This is a genomic window from Kribbella sp. NPDC023972 (assembly GCF_040639075.1).
Taxonomy (GTDB): domain Bacteria; phylum Actinomycetota; class Actinomycetes; order Propionibacteriales; family Kribbellaceae; genus Kribbella.
In genome coordinates, this window is sequence record NZ_JBEZZH010000003.1 from 1 (window position 1) to 13,512 (window position 13,512).

Genomic DNA, 13,512 nt, shown 5'->3' on the forward strand with positions numbered 1-13,512 from the left:
ATGGAACCACATCGAGACCTTCGCTCCAGCACGCCGAGCTACCGCACCGAGCACCTGCTCGCTACGGCGCTGAACCGTCAGACACCGCCTAGTCGAACCGCGTCAGTTGGAACCGCGTCAGTTGAAGAGGGCCGGGTCGACGGTGATCCACGTGTGCCGAGCACGGGCGAGGACGCGACCGTCCGCGTCGTACAACGTGCTGGCGGTGAACGTCTTCCGGCCGTCCTCGCCGAGATAGCGACCCAGCGCCACGCAGGCCTCGCCGACGTGCGGTCGTGCGTCGATACATGCCGTGAGCTGGCCAAGCACCGAGGGCCTGCCCTCCAGATCGATCGCCCACCCACCCGGGCAGTCGAGTGCGGCCCACAGGAACACCGCATCCACCTGACCGTCGTCGCCGGCGGCGAGGTCGGCGGCCGGCTTCCAGGTGCACGCCGTACGCCCGTCGCCCAGCGGTCCCGGCTTGAGCTGCAGTCCGCCAGGGTTGGCCGGCCCACACACGAAGCAGCTCGGGAACGGGTGGTTCGTCAGTCCCCGGTACGACGCCTCCGCCGCGCGAGCATCCTCCGGTGACACCGGATCGATCGTCGCGTCGGCCAGGAAGTCCGACGCGACCGGTACGGCGCTCGCGACCAAGGACTCGCCGTCCGTCAGTCGAGCCCCCGAAGAATCCGCGACCAGGTCGAGGTCACGCTCCATCGGCGGCGGCACCCGCAAGGTCACCTGTGGCACCAGCCCGCTGCCGATGAGACCGGCCAACGCGGTCCCTACCCGGCCGGCGACGTACCCACCGTTGCCGGATCTCGCCGGTCCCTGAAACCGCCCGGCGATTCGCACCGCTTCCCGGTCGTTCATGGATCTCGACCCTAGTCGTTCACGTTCGGTGCCTCGCATTGACACACACAGTGAGCAATTCAGCCGATTGAAAGGCCTTCGCGGCAGTCGGTCTCGAGCTGGCGAAAACGGGTAAACCACAGAGGTGTGAGTTGCGATGCCGGTGGGAAGGAAGGAGTTTCAGAGAAATCTGAGGAATTCTCGGAGATTACTGAGCTCAGTACTCCTGTTCAAACGACCGTTTGAACTATGCTGACTGCAGGCTACGGCGAGTGAGCAGGTGGGGTGCCTGAGCAAGCAGTGGCCGGGGGGAAGGAGAACTCTGTGGAGACACCGGTCGAATCGACCCGGGAGAGGTTGCTCAATGTTGCCGAGCAACGGTTCGGCGAGGGGGGTTACGAAGGAACGTCGCTGCGGGCCATCACGGTCGCGGCGGCCGCCAACATCGCGGCGGTCAACTATCACTTCGGTTCGAAGGAGGCGCTGCTGCGGGCGGCGGTGGCGCGGGCGATGGGACCGGTCAACATCGAACGTCGGCGCCGGCTGGATCAGCTCGAGGCCAAGGGGCAGCCGACACCGGAGGAGTTGATCCGGGCGTTCATCGAGCCCGGGCTGGACCTGGTCCTGCGCCGGGGTGAGCGCGGCGCGGTGGTCGCGCGGTTCATCGGCCGGATCGCCTTCGATCCGAGCCAGCGGATCCGCGATCTGTACGCGGCCGAGTCCGATCCGATCGAGGCGCGGTACCTGGCCGCGCTGCAGGCGGCACTGCCGCATGCGGCGCCGGAGTCGGTCGCGTTCGGCTACGTGAACATGCTCGGCCTGCTCGCCCTGCACCAGTCGCAGGCACTGTCGCGGGCACCGGGCGTCGAGGACGCCGAGGATCCCGGCAAGCTGGCCGAGAACCTGATCGCGTTTCTGGTGGCGGCCTTCGACCGCGGCCTGCGGGCCTGATTTGGAGGCGGCCGATCACCCGCGGCGCCCTGCCCGCGGATCTTCGGACGCAACCGAACCAGAGCCGCGGCTGGTCTACGGCTTTGTCGCGAAAGCTGTCCAAGGATTGCTCACGGATGTTCGGACTGCCGGGTAACGCTGCATAATGGCGCTCCGTGGACCCCTGTGAAATCGTGGTTGCCGTCGATCTCGGTGGAACCCGGATGAAGTGCGGCCTGGTCGCCGCGGACGGTGCCGTGCTGCACCGCGAGACCAGGCCGACACCCCGGGAAGCCGGGGGCCGCGCCGTACTCGACGCCCTGCTGGAAACCGTCGTCGAACTCAGCCAGAAGGCGACCGCCGAGGGGCACCTGGTGCGGGCCGTCGGCGTGGTCGTGCCGGGCATCATCGACGCGGAGACCGGCACGGTCAGCGCCGAGAACCTGGCCTGGGTCGGTACGCCGGTGCTGGCCGAGCTGAAGGCCGCGATCGGCGCGGACCGGCCGGTTCAGCTCGCCCACGACGTCCGGGCCGGCGGGTACGCCGAGCTCCGCCAGGGCGCGCTCACCGGCACCACGAACTCGCTCTTCCTTCCCCTCGGCACCGGCATCGCGGCCGCGATGGTGGTCGACGGTTCGCTGGTCAGCGGCGACGGGTACGCCGGTGAACTCGGCCACACCCGCTTCGTCCACGGCGACGCGGCCGAGCTGTGCGCCTGCGGCCAGTGGGGCTGCCTAGAGACCGTCGCGTCCGCCGCCGCCATCGCCCGCAGGTACGGCGCTCGCACCGGGCGGACCGTGGACGGGGCCCGCGAGGTGCTCGAGCTGCTTGCGGCAGGTGACCCGGATGCCGCACAGGTCTGGGACGACGCGCTGACCGTCCTGATCGACGCGCTCGTCCTCTACACCACCCTGGTCGCGCCCACGCGGATCGCGATCGGTGGTGGACTGGTGGGAGCGGGCGAGACGCTGCTGCAGCCGCTGCGCGACGGCATCCACGCCCGGCTGACGTTCCAGCGCGAGCCGGAGATCGTCGCCGCCGTCCTGGGGGAGGACGCCGGCTGCCTCGGCGCCGCGCTGATGGCCTGGGACCGAGTCGCCGCGGACGAGAGGGAGGAGACGGTATGACGGTGCTGATGCCACGCCTCCGGCGTGGCGGGTCATGGGGCTTTGGCTCCCGGCCTTCCCTCGTCGCTCCGGTCGCTTCGCTCCCTACACTCCTCAGTCCAGGCCGGGAGGCCCCATGACCACGTATCGGGTGGGCCGGCTCGTCACGCCGGACGACGTGCTGGAGAACGCCTGGATCCAGGTGGTCGACGAGGACATCCTCGCCTTCGGCCGCCGGTCCGACGGGATGCCGGCCGACGGCAAGCGGCCGGAGGAGCTGGGCGACGTCACCGTCGTCCCGGGGTTCGTCGACATCCACACCCACGGCGGCGGCGGGTCGACGTACTCGACCACCGACCCGGAGGAGGCGCGCAAGGTCGCGGCCTTCCATGCCAGGCACGGTACGACGACGACGCTGGCCAGCCTGGTCACGTCACCGCTCGACGACCTGGTCTCGCAGACCGCATGTCTGGCGGACCTGGTCGCCGACGGTGTGATCGCCGGCGTACACCTCGAAGGCCCGTTCCTGTCCGAGGCGCGGTGCGGTGCGCACGAGCCGTCGTTGCTGCGTGACCCGGTCGCGGACGACGTGGCCAAGGTGCTGAGCGATGTCGTGCGGATGGTGACGATCGCGCCCGAGCTCGAGCACGGGCTGGACGCGATCCGGCAGGTGGTCGACGCCGGTGCGGTCGCGGCGCTCGGGCACACCGACGCGACGTACGAGCAGATGATCGCGGGTGCCGACGCCGGCGCGACCGTGGCAACGCACCTGTTCAACGGGATGCGGCCGTTCCATCACCGCGACCCCGGCCCGGTCGGCGCCGCGATCAACGACGAGCGGCTGTTGCTCGAGGTGATCAACGACGGTCTGCACGTGGATCCGCAGGTGGTCCGGGTCGCGCTGGCCGCCGCGGGGGTGAACCGGATCGCCCTGATCACCGACGCGATGGAGGCCACCGGGATGCCGGAAGGGCGGTACAAGCTCGGCAACCTCGAGGTGGACGTGAAGGACGGTCTGGTGACGTTGGCCCACGGCACGCACTCGATCGCCGGCAGCACCTTGACGATGGACGTCGCGTACGCGAACGCGGTCAAGGCCGGGGTATCGCTGGTGGACGCCTCCCGGATGGCGTCGACCACGCCGGCGCAGACCTTCGGCTGGTACGACGTCGGCGCGATCGAGACCGGCAAGCGCGCTGACCTGGTGGTCCTGGACCAGGAGTACGCCGTCCAGAAGGTGATGCGGGCCGGGTCGTGGCTGGACTGATCGGACCATGATCGGCACCGTCACTCTCAACCTCGCGCTGGACGTCACCTACGAGGTGGACGAGCTCGTCGTCGGCGGCAGTCACCGCGTGGGCGCGATCCGGCAGCGTGCTGGCGGCAAGGGGGTGAACGTCGCGCGGGTCGCGTCGACCCTCGGTCACCAGGTGCTCGTGCTCGGCTTCGTCGGCGGTATCACCGGCGAGCTTGTCGCGGAGGAGCTCTTCGACGCCGGGCTGACCGCTCTGCTCACGCCGATCGCCGGCGAGACCCGTCGTACCGTTGCCATCGTCAACGGTGCCGACGGGGACGCGACGATCTTCAACGAGGCCGGCCCGCCGGTGTCCGCCGACGAGTGGCGAGCGTTCCTCGACCGGATGCCGTGGGGGCGACTGGAGGTGCTGGCCTGCTCGGGCAGCCTTCCGCCTGGCCTCCCCGCCGACGCGTACGCCGAGATCGCGGTCCGGGCCCGGCATCACGACGTACTGACGGTCATCGACGCGGGTGGTGACGCGCTGACGGCTGCGGCCAGGGCTGGTGCGGTCGTGCGTTCCAACGCGGCCGAGTTGCGTGACGCACTCGGCGACACGACGGTGGAAGACGGCGCTCGGCAACTGGTACAGCTCGGCGCGACCGCGGCGGTGATCACCGACGGGTCGCGCGGAATGGTTGCCGCGAGTCACAAAGGTGTCTGGCGGGCGCTGCCGGTCGAGCAGGTGTCCGGAAATCCGACCGGCGCGGGCGATGCGTGTACGGCGGTCGTCGCCGCGGCCGTCGCCGAATCGCCGGAGCCGGACTGGTCCGTCGTACTGAAGGATGCTGTCGCCGCCTCCGCTGCCGCTGTGCTGACACCGGTTGCCGGGGACATCGATCTGGGCGCGTACCGACGCTGGCAACCTCAGGTTGTCGTCAATTAGGAGGAGTTTCCATGCCGTTGGTTTCCGGGGCCGAGGTCGTGCTCGCCGCCGCCAAGGCCGGTCGTGGGGTCGGCGCGTTCAACGTGATCCAGCTGGAGCACGCGGCCGCTCTGATCGCCGGTGCCGAGCAGGCCGGCGCGCCGGTCATCCTGCAGATCAGCGAGAACGCGGTGAAGTACCACGGCGCGCTCAAACCGATCGGTGTCGCCACCCTCGCCGCCGCGTCCGCCGCGTCGGTCCCGGTCGTCGTCCACCTCGATCATGCGATGGACCGCGACCTGGTCACCGAAGCGGTCTCTCTCGGCTTCACCTCCGTCATGTACGACGCCTCGAAACTCGAGTACGCCGACAACGTCGCCGCGACCAGCGAGGTCACCACGTTCTGCCACGACCACGGCGTCTTCGTCGAGGCCGAGATCGGTGAGGTCGGCGGCAAGGACGGCGTGCACGCGCCGGGTGCCCGGACCCGGCCCGACGAGGCCGTCGCCTTCGCCGAAGCGACCGGCGTCGACGCTCTCGCGGTCGCCGTCGGCTCGTCCCACGCCATGACCGAACGGACCGCGACCCTCGACTTCGAGCTGATCTCCGAACTGCACGCGGCGGTTCCGGTCCCGCTTGTCCTGCACGGATCCTCCGGCGTGGCCGACCCCGACCTCACCCGCGCCGTCGAGGCCGGCATGACCAAGGTCAACATCGCCACCCATCTCAACAACGTCTTCACCGCCTCCGTCCGCCAGTTGCTCGCCGACAACCCGTCGATGGTCGACACCCGCAAGTACCTGGGCCCGGCCCGCGACGCGGTAGCGGCCGAAGTCGCCCGCCTCCTGGGTGTTCTCAAGGCGGTCTGATGGCCGCCCAGCCTGGCCTGGCCCGCCGGCTGGGCGTCGCCGATGCCGTCGTCATCGGAGTCGGCTCTATGGTCGGGGCCGGTGTGTTCGCGGTGTGGGTACCGGCCGCACAGGCCGCCGGGTCCGGGTTGCTGATCGGGCTGGTGATCGCCGCGGTTGTTGCCTATTGCAACGCGGTGTCGTCGGCTCAGTTGGCGGCGGTCTATCCGGTGTCGGGTGGGACCTACGTGTACGGGCGGGAGCGGCTCGGGGAGTGGTGGGGGTTCGCCGCGGGGTGGTGTTTCGTCATCGGCAAGACGGCGTCGTGTGCGGCGATGGCGTTGACGTTCGCGACGTACGTGGTGCCAGGGACCGAGTGGCTGCAGAGGCTTCTCGCGCTCGCGGCGGTGCTGGCCCTCGCCGCGGTGAACTATCGCGGCGTGACCCGAACCGCGCGCCTGACCAGGATCCTCGTCGCTTGCACGCTGACCGTGCTCGCCCTGGTGCTGGTCCTGCTGTTCACCGGCTCGTCCCAGCGCGAGGTGCCAACGCTTGCCGACACCTCGTGGTACGGCGTCTTGCAGGCGGCTGGGTTGCTGTTCTTCGCGTTCGCCGGCTACGCGCGGATCGCGACGATGGGCGAGGAGGTCCGCGATCCCGCCCGGACCATCCCGCGGGCCATCACCATCGCCCTGCTTGTTGCTATCGGCATCTATCTGCTCATCGGCATCGCGCTGCTGCGGGTTGTCGACCCGGCCACGACCACCGCGCCGCTTGCTACCGCGATCGACACGGCCTGGGCCGTTCCGGTGGTCCGAGTGGGCGCGGCCCTGGCAAGCCTGGGGGCGTTGCTGGCGTTGATCACCGGCATCGGACGGACCACGCTGGCGATGGCCCGCAACCGCGATCTCCCCGGCTGGCTGGCCGCCGTACATCCGCGGTTCCAGGTCCCGCACCACGCCGAGATCGCACTCGCCGCGGTCGTCGGTGTCCTCGTTCTCACCACCGACCTGCGTGGAGTGATCGGCTTCTCGTCGTTCGGTGTCCTGCTGTACTACGCGATCGCCAACGCCTCCGCGTTCACCCAACCGGCCGATCAACGTCGCTGGCCTCGTGCCGTCAACGTGATCGGCCTGGTCGGCTGTGTCGTCCTCGCGGTCACCCTGCCCTGGACCTCAGCAGTCGTGGCCGCCGCCCTGCTCGCCGTCGCCCTGCTCGTCCGACGGCTCAGGAAAGATCCCGGCGAATCCGCCAGAAGCTGAACCCGGTCAGGCCCAACGCCAGCAGCAGGAAGAGCCCGAACTCGCGCCACTGCAGGTTCCAGAAGGTGTCGGCGGTGTAGTACCGGACGTGCTGCCGGTAGCCCTCGTCGGCCAGCCGCTGGAAGCAGGCGTCCCGGTCCTGTCGGCTGTTCGCGGCCTCGTTCAGTCCCGGCGGGGTCGGGGCGCACTTCATGACCCAGTCGGGCAGCGGGCTGACCGCCTTGCCGGACTTGTCGACCGTCTGGTCGGAGAGCTTCCACGCCCCGACGGCGCCGGTGGCGACCTCGATCTGTTTTACGTCGCCCCCTGGACCGCTGAGCATGAAGCCGCGAATGTTGTCGGACGTGGCGACGAGCTTCTGGTCCGTCGGCGCGAGCAGCAGCGGCCGGATGAGGTTCGGCGTGAGGATCTGCACCAGGATCACTGCCGCCAGCGTGACCGCCAGCGCCACGAGAGTACGTCGTACGACGAGACCGACCGCGACACCGAGGGCGAAGGCGAAGGCGGCGTACCCGACCGGGACCAGGCCGCGGGCGCCGAAGACCGGCGGGAACATCCGGGGCAGGTAGGTGTTCGACTCCTGGCCGGCGTTGATCGCGTCGTCGATCGGGTCGGACCACCAGGTCACGGCGAGGCTGAGCAGTCCGGTGATCGCGATCGCGCTCAGGCCGGCCACGCCGACCTTCGTCGCCAGCCAGCGCCGGCGGCCGATGCTCTGGCTCCAGGCCAGCCGATGCGTCCCGGTCTCCAGTTCACGCGCGATCAGCGGTGCGCCCCAGAACGCCCCGATCACCGGCGGTACGGCGTACAGGAGTGCCTGGCCGATGTAGTACAGCTGAGGGTTGAGCCGCTCGAACCCGAGGTTCCGGATGAACTCGGTGGTCAGCCGCTGATAGTCGTCCGCGAGACCCGGCCCGGTGGCGGCGAGGAGGGCGATCGCCACGGCGATCACCGACGCGACCACCAGGAACTGGACGCGGAACTGTCGCCAGGTCAGCCAGATCATCGGTGTACCTCCAGCACTGGGCGTTCGGGTTGGGCTGGGGCGGTGCGGCCCATGTACGCCAGCACCAGGTCTTCGAGCGTGAGTCGGGTGACGTTCCAGGCCGGGTCGAGGATCGGCTGGTCGGTCCGGATCAGGAACGTCGACTGCCGGTCCGTGTGGCTCTCGGTCACCACATGCTGGTCCCGGGGCAGATCCTTGGCGTCGCGCCGCGGCCCGGTCAGCCGGTAGTGGGTCGCGAGCAGCGTGTCGATCTCACCACTCACGTGGACCCGCGAACCGACCAGCACGATCAAGTAGTCACAGGCGCGTTCCACGTCGGAGACGAGGTGTGAGGACAGGACGACGCTCAACTCCTGATCGGCGACCGCCTCCATCAGATCCTGCAGGAACTCGCGCCTGGCCAGCGGATCGAGCGCGGCGACCGGTTCGTCGAGGATCAGCAGCTCGGGGCGCTTGGCCAGCCCGAGAGTCAGCGCGAGCTGGGCCCGCTGCCCGCCGGACAGCTTCCCGGCGCGCTGTTTCGGATCGAGGCCGAGGCGCTGAATCCGTTGCTGGGCAAGGGAATCGTCCCACCCGGGATTGAGCCTGCCGCCGAGCTTCAGATGGTCGGCCACGCTCAGCCGGCTGTAGGTGGGCGTGTCCTGCGCGACGTACCCGACCTTCGCCTGCTGACGCCCGGCCGGCGCATCCAGCACCTCGACAGTCCCGGTGGTCGGCGTGAGCATCCCGACCGACAAGTTGAGCAGCGTGCTCTTACCCGCCCCATTCGGCCCGACCAGCCCCACCACATGTCCAGCCGGCACTTCCAGATCGCAGTCCGTCAGCGCCCACCGGCGCCCGTACTTCTTGCCCAATCCACGGGCCTGCAGAACCGCGGTCATGCTATGTCCTCCTGAGCGGCGGTCCGAAAGGTTGTCATGAAGAGGGCCTCGATGCTTTCGTCGTCGAGGCCGGCCTTGCGGGCCTTGGTCAGCCAGCGGCGCAGGTCCTGGCGGAGGGGACCGTGGGCGGCGAGTGTGTTGTCGGTCAGCGTCCGGGTCACGAAGGTGCCGCGCCCGGGCCGGGCCTGGACCAGGCCTTCGTGTTCGAGCTCGCGGTAGGCCTTGAGCACCGTGTTCGGGTTGATCGCCAGCGCCGCGACCACGTCCTTCACGGTCGGCAACTGATCCCCCTCCCGCAGCAGGCCGAGCCGCAACGCGTTGCGGACCTGCTGAACGATCTGCTGGTACGGCGAGACCCCCGACCGGCCGTCCAGATGGAACTCGATCATCGACAAATCCCATTCATCTAGGTAACTAGCACTATAGAGGTATGGCTCAAGCCGGCGTCAAGGGGAGCGGACGTGCGGCACTCAGCGGAGGGCGTCGTACGGCGGAATGCTTCGCGGCGGCGGGCGCGATGCGGCGCTTTCCGGAATTCCACTGCCACCTGGTGCACATCATCTTCCGGAAAGATGGTCTCGTCCGGCTCGCCCGGCTCGCCCGATCCAGCGCCCCCGACCGCCGCGCACATCCCGTGTCGCCGGTACGCCGGACCGAGCGAATCTCGACCGGTCAGGCCTGCCGTCATCCCCGGTCCCGCCTGTGGGCATTCGGGTGGATGGCGGATTGGGTAAGGCTTGCCTGTATAGGCGAGAATGGTTTTCGTGAGCGAGCTGATCGATACCACCGAGATGTACCTGCGGACCGTCTACGAGCTGGAAGAAGAGGGCATCCTGCCGCTGCGCGCGCGGATTGCCGAGCGGTTGCACCAGTCCGGTCCGACGGTCAGCCAGACGGTGGCGCGGATGGAGCGCGACGGGCTCGTCACGGTCGAGGGCGACCGTCACCTCGAGCTCACCGAGGTCGGCCGCAAGCAGGCTGTCCGGGTGATGCGCAAGCACCGGCTGGCCGAGCGGCTGCTGGTTGACGTGATCGGCCTGGAGTGGGAGGACGTGCACGCGGAGGCCTGCCGCTGGGAGCACGTGATGAGCGACGCGGTCGAGCTGCGGCTGCTGAAGATCCTGAACAACCCGACCGAGTCGCCGTACGGCAACCCGATCCCGGGCCTGGAGGAGCTGCTCGCCGACGGCCAGGCGAGTGGTATCGAGGAGTTCCGGATCGGCGTCGAGCCGCTGGACAAGGTGGTCGACCAGGCCACCGGTGAGAGTGTCCGGGTGCTGGTCCGCCGGATCGCCGAGCCGGTGCAGACCGACGACGGCGCGATGGCGGTGCTCCGGAAGGCCGGGGCACTGCCGGGCCGCGAGGTCGACTCCACCCTCGACGCCGAGGGCGTGCTGGTCGGCAGCCGGGAGGCCGGTGGCGTGATCAGCGACGAGACGGCCGGTCACATCTTCGTCAGCCGGGTCTGACGGCGTACGTCAACTCTGCATGCTGTACTTCAAAAGTGCATTAAGGCATCCAACGCTGAGCGCTCGGTGCTTTACAGCCTGTGGTCACAAGGTAGCCTCTGTCCGCGATGCCTGAGAACGAGATCGACTGGCCGGCCTACCTGCGGGAGTTCCACACCGCGGCGCCGGGCAGCACCGAAGCCCTGCTGTCCCGAGCGGTAGCAGGCGACCACACGCCGTACCGCTGGTTGGTGCGTGCTGTGTCCGGCGAGGCTCGCCGGGTCCTCGACCTCGCGTGCGGCAACGGTCCGGTCGCCCGCGAGCTGTACGGGCGGTGGGTCGTCGGTGTCGACAACAACCCGGCCCAGCTCGCCGGTGCGCCGGGTCCGAAGGTCCAGGCGGACGCGCTGCACCTCCCGTTCGCGAACGAGGTCTTCGACGTCGTCACCTGCTCGATGGGCCTGGCGGTGCTGCAGCCGCTGCCCGTTGTTCTGGCCGAGGCGGCCAGGGTGCTGCGGCGTGGCGGCGTACTGGCCGCGATCGTGCCGGCCGTGCGACCGCTCCGGCGCGGTGACATCCGCACGTTGAGCGGGCTGACCACGCGGCTGCGGTCGACCCCGCAGTTCCCGGCCGGTGGTGAGATCACCGAGCTGAAAGACAAGCTGCACCACGCCGGGTTCCAGGTGCTGGAGAGTCAGCGCGAGCGGTACGTCTACCTGATCCGCACCCGCGACGATGCACAGCGCCTCGTCAACGCGCTCTACCTTCCGGGTACGCCGGAGGGCCGCCGCGACACCGCGGCCGGCTGGCTCGCCGACCGCGCCGAGTCGAAGGACGGCCTCGAAGTCGCGATCCCGATCCGCCGAATCACCGCCATGCGCACCAAGTTGGCCCTGACAGGCACCTGATCACCAGGCTTCACCAGCGCCAACGGTAGGTACCGTGTGCGTGTGAGTGCACTGCGCTGGTTCGTGCGGACGGTAGGGCGGGCGCTTGACGGTGAGACGGTTTACCGCGAGCTGCTGGCCGGGGAGCCCGTCGCGTTCTGGCTCGACGGCAGTCTCACCGACCGGGCGGTGCGTCGGGTGTCGGTGCTCGGTACGACGCTGGGAGCCGAGGCGGAGGTCGTCGTACGGGATGTTGCCGATGGCGACGTGTTCGCCGAGTTGCAGGGGCTGCTCGCGGCCAAGGCTGCGCGGCTGGACGGCGTACCGGATGAGCTGGCCGGTCTGTTCAACGGCGGGTACGTCGGGTACTTCGGTTACGAGCTGAAGGCGTTGACCGGGGGAGTCGCGGCGCACGAGTCGCCGGTGCCGGACGCGCTGTGGATCTGGGCGAACCGGTTCGTCGTGATCGACCACGATCGGGACGTCAGTTTCCTGGTCAGTGTGGATTCCGCGGACGACGGCTGGCTGGACCGCGCCGCGCGGAGTGCCTCGCACTGGTCGATGTCCGAGGTCGAGGCGCCGGCGATCGCGCGGCTCGATCTCGAGGCGCACCTGGAGCAGGACCGGGCGACGTACCTGACCGGGATCGGCAAGTGCATGGGCGCGCTCGAGGCGGGGGAGACGTACGAGGTGTGCCTGACGAACCGCGTCCGGCTGCCCGCCGTACCCGACTCGTTCGAGTTCTTCCTCTGGCAGCGGGCGCAGAATCCGGCGCCGTACGCCGCCTTCCTCCGGTACGGCGATCTCGCGGTGGCGAGCTCGTCGCCGGAGCGGTTCCTGACCGTGGACGCGGACGGTTGGGCGGAATGCCGGCCGATCAAGGGGACCGCGCCGCGGGAGGCGGATCCGGCCGCCGACCAGCTGGCGGCGAAGGCGCTCGCCGAGGACGAGAAGACGCGCGCCGAGAACCTGATGATCGTGGACCTGATCCGCAACGACCTCGGCCGGGTGAGCGAACCGGGGACCGTGCACGTGCCGCAGCTGATGCAGGTCGAGAGTTACCGGACCGTCCACCAGCTCGTCACCACCGTGCGCGGCCGGCTGCGGTCCGGGGTGTCCGCGATCGATGCCGTCCGGGCGTGCTTCCCGCCGGGGTCGATGACCGGAGCGCCGAAGATCCGGACGATGGAGATCCTCGACGAGCTCGAAGCGAGTGCGCGCGGGGTGTACTCGGGGGTGCTCGGCTACCTGACCGTGGACGGGCGGGCGGATCTCAGTGTGGTGATCCGGACGGCGGTGCTGACGCCGTCGGAGACGGTGATCGGGGCGGGCGGGGCGATCGTGCTCGACTCGGACCCGGTCGCGGAGTACGACGAAATGGTGCTGAAGGCAACGGCAGCCGTAGGCGGGAACGCCGCGGCCGAAAGGCGGGGGAAATGAGCGGTTTGCAGGTGGCGGATTCGTTTCTGGTGGCCAATGGCAAGGTTCGGGGGATCGAGCTGCACCGGGAACGGTTCGTCGGGTCGTGCGCGGCAGCCGGGGTGGAGGCTTCGGCCTTCTGGAACGAGCAGATCGGCCGGTTGCCCGGCTTCGGGCGTTGGTTCCCGCGCTTCGAGCTGCGCACCTCGGGCGAGCTGGCGGTCCAGCTCCGGCCGGCCCCGCCGATCGGTGGTCGCGTCCGGGTCGTCGTCCATGAAGGTCCCGACCCGCGGACGGCACCGCGGGTGAAGGGCCCGGACCTCGAACTCCTGGGCAAGTTGAAGGAGGCGGCCTCACATCGCGCTGACGAGATCATCCTGCTGGACCAGGACGGCACCGTCCTGGAGGCGGCGTACTCCGCCATCGCCTGGTGGGACGACGATGTGTTGTGCTTCCCGCCCTCGGACCGTCCCCTCCTGCCTTCGGTGACCGCCGCTCTGCTCCGCCGGATCGCGGCCGGCCAAGGCGTCGAGGTCGCCGAGCGAGCCTGCACCCCTGCCGACCTCCAGTCCCGCGAGGTCTGGCTCCTCAACGCCCTCCACGGCATCCGCCCCATCCACGCCTGGAACGACTCCCCCATCGACCCCCTCCCCAACTCCCAATCCGCCTCCTGGCAATCCCACCTCACCGCCCTCGCCCAACCCCTCTGAAGCCCACCACTCGCGCTCAGCC

General features: G+C 69.5%; 14 protein-coding genes. 10 read left to right on the forward strand and 4 right to left on the reverse strand.

Going from position 1 to position 13,512, the window contains the following annotated elements:
* Positions 1-117: 117 nt before the first annotated feature.
* Positions 118-855 carry a hypothetical protein gene (locus AB0F43_RS12975; RefSeq protein ID WP_360474538.1) on the reverse strand — a complete coding sequence of 246 codons (738 nt, stop codon included), beginning with the start codon at positions 853-855 and terminating at the stop codon, positions 118-120.
* 303 nt (positions 856-1,158) lie between these two features.
* Here AB0F43_RS12975 and AB0F43_RS12980 point away from each other — a divergent pair, with 303 nt between their 5' ends.
* The 6 genes from AB0F43_RS12980 to AB0F43_RS13005 all read left to right on the forward strand — a co-directional run bounded on the left by AB0F43_RS12980 (position 1,159) and on the right by AB0F43_RS13005 (position 7,139).
* Positions 1,159-1,785, forward strand: a complete 627-nt coding sequence (locus AB0F43_RS12980) for a TetR family transcriptional regulator (protein ID WP_360474541.1) — start codon at positions 1,159-1,161, stop codon at positions 1,783-1,785.
* A 155-nt stretch (positions 1,786-1,940) separates the two neighbouring features.
* Complete coding sequence (locus tag AB0F43_RS12985; RefSeq protein ID WP_360474544.1) at positions 1,941-2,891, forward strand: ROK family protein; 951 nt, start codon at positions 1,941-1,943, stop codon at positions 2,889-2,891.
* A gap of 115 nt (positions 2,892-3,006) precedes the next feature.
* A complete protein-coding gene (gene nagA / locus AB0F43_RS12990) occupies positions 3,007-4,137 on the forward strand; it encodes an N-acetylglucosamine-6-phosphate deacetylase (protein WP_360474546.1) in 1,131 nt (376 codons plus the stop codon).
* Between the two features lie 7 nt (positions 4,138-4,144).
* A complete protein-coding gene (locus tag AB0F43_RS12995) occupies positions 4,145-5,050 on the forward strand; it encodes a hexose kinase (protein WP_360474549.1) in 906 nt (301 codons plus the stop codon).
* A gap of 11 nt (positions 5,051-5,061) precedes the next feature.
* A complete protein-coding gene (locus AB0F43_RS13000) occupies positions 5,062-5,898 on the forward strand; it encodes a class II fructose-bisphosphate aldolase (protein WP_360474552.1) in 837 nt (278 codons plus the stop codon).
* Positions 5,898-7,139: an APC family permease gene (locus AB0F43_RS13005; protein ID WP_360474554.1), complete on the forward strand. Its 1,242-nt coding sequence runs from the start codon at positions 5,898-5,900 to the stop codon at positions 7,137-7,139. The genes AB0F43_RS13000 and AB0F43_RS13005 overlap by 1 nt, the downstream gene beginning before the upstream one ends.
* Here the strand turns inward: AB0F43_RS13005 and AB0F43_RS13010 are convergent.
* The 3 genes from AB0F43_RS13010 to AB0F43_RS13020 are packed head-to-tail and all read right to left on the reverse strand — an operon-like array spanning position 7,105 to position 9,415.
* Entirely contained in the window at positions 7,105-8,145 is a 1,041-nt protein-coding gene (locus AB0F43_RS13010) for an ABC transporter permease subunit (RefSeq protein WP_360474557.1), read from the reverse strand. The genes AB0F43_RS13005 and AB0F43_RS13010 overlap by 35 nt on opposite strands.
* Positions 8,142-9,026, reverse strand: coding sequence for an ABC transporter ATP-binding protein (locus AB0F43_RS13015; RefSeq protein WP_360474560.1), 885 nt, complete (start codon positions 9,024-9,026; stop codon positions 8,142-8,144). The genes AB0F43_RS13010 and AB0F43_RS13015 overlap by 4 nt, the downstream gene beginning before the upstream one ends.
* Entirely contained in the window at positions 9,023-9,415 is a 393-nt protein-coding gene (locus AB0F43_RS13020; protein WP_360474563.1) for a GntR family transcriptional regulator, read from the reverse strand. The genes AB0F43_RS13015 and AB0F43_RS13020 overlap by 4 nt, the downstream gene beginning before the upstream one ends.
* A 375-nt stretch (positions 9,416-9,790) precedes the next feature.
* Between AB0F43_RS13020 and AB0F43_RS13025 the strand changes: the two genes are divergently transcribed.
* From AB0F43_RS13025 to AB0F43_RS13040, 4 genes are all read left to right on the forward strand, one after another.
* Positions 9,791-10,495 carry a metal-dependent transcriptional regulator gene (locus AB0F43_RS13025; protein WP_360474566.1) on the forward strand — a complete coding sequence of 235 codons (705 nt, stop codon included), beginning with the start codon at positions 9,791-9,793 and terminating at the stop codon, positions 10,493-10,495.
* A gap of 107 nt (positions 10,496-10,602) precedes the next feature.
* Positions 10,603-11,382 carry a class I SAM-dependent methyltransferase gene (locus tag AB0F43_RS13030; protein ID WP_360474569.1) on the forward strand — a complete coding sequence of 260 codons (780 nt, stop codon included), beginning with the start codon at positions 10,603-10,605 and terminating at the stop codon, positions 11,380-11,382.
* A gap of 42 nt (positions 11,383-11,424) precedes the next feature.
* On the forward strand, positions 11,425-12,801 hold the full coding sequence (gene pabB, locus AB0F43_RS13035; protein ID WP_360474572.1) for an aminodeoxychorismate synthase component I: 1,377 nt from the start codon (positions 11,425-11,427) through the stop codon (positions 12,799-12,801).
* Positions 12,798-13,490 carry an aminotransferase class IV gene (locus AB0F43_RS13040; protein ID WP_360474575.1) on the forward strand — a complete coding sequence of 231 codons (693 nt, stop codon included), beginning with the start codon at positions 12,798-12,800 and terminating at the stop codon, positions 13,488-13,490. The genes pabB and AB0F43_RS13040 overlap by 4 nt, the downstream gene beginning before the upstream one ends.
* Positions 13,491-13,512: the final 22 nt, after the last annotated feature.

Excerpts from the sequence above, each read along its gene's own strand:
- AB0F43_RS13000 (WP_360474552.1), top strand. The coding sequence starts at position 5,062 with ATGCCGTTGGTTTCCGGGGCCGAGGTCGTGCTCGCCGCCGCCAAGGCC.
- AB0F43_RS13020 (WP_360474563.1), bottom strand. The coding sequence starts at position 9,415 with ATGATCGAGTTCCATCTGGACGGCCGGTCGGGGGTCTCGCCGTACCAG.
- AB0F43_RS13015 (WP_360474560.1), bottom strand. The coding sequence starts at position 9,026 with ATGACCGCGGTTCTGCAGGCCCGTGGATTGGGCAAGAAGTACGGGCGC.
- AB0F43_RS13040 (WP_360474575.1), top strand. The coding sequence starts at position 12,798 with ATGAGCGGTTTGCAGGTGGCGGATTCGTTTCTGGTGGCCAATGGCAAG.
- AB0F43_RS13005 (WP_360474554.1), top strand. The coding sequence starts at position 5,898 with ATGGCCGCCCAGCCTGGCCTGGCCCGCCGGCTGGGCGTCGCCGATGCC.
- AB0F43_RS12975 (WP_360474538.1), bottom strand. The coding sequence starts at position 855 with ATGAACGACCGGGAAGCGGTGCGAATCGCCGGGCGGTTTCAGGGACCG.
- AB0F43_RS12995 (WP_360474549.1), top strand. The coding sequence starts at position 4,145 with ATGATCGGCACCGTCACTCTCAACCTCGCGCTGGACGTCACCTACGAG.
- AB0F43_RS13030 (WP_360474569.1), top strand. The coding sequence starts at position 10,603 with ATGCCTGAGAACGAGATCGACTGGCCGGCCTACCTGCGGGAGTTCCAC.
- nagA (WP_360474546.1), top strand. The coding sequence starts at position 3,007 with ATGACCACGTATCGGGTGGGCCGGCTCGTCACGCCGGACGACGTGCTG.
- AB0F43_RS13010 (WP_360474557.1), bottom strand. The coding sequence starts at position 8,145 with ATGATCTGGCTGACCTGGCGACAGTTCCGCGTCCAGTTCCTGGTGGTC.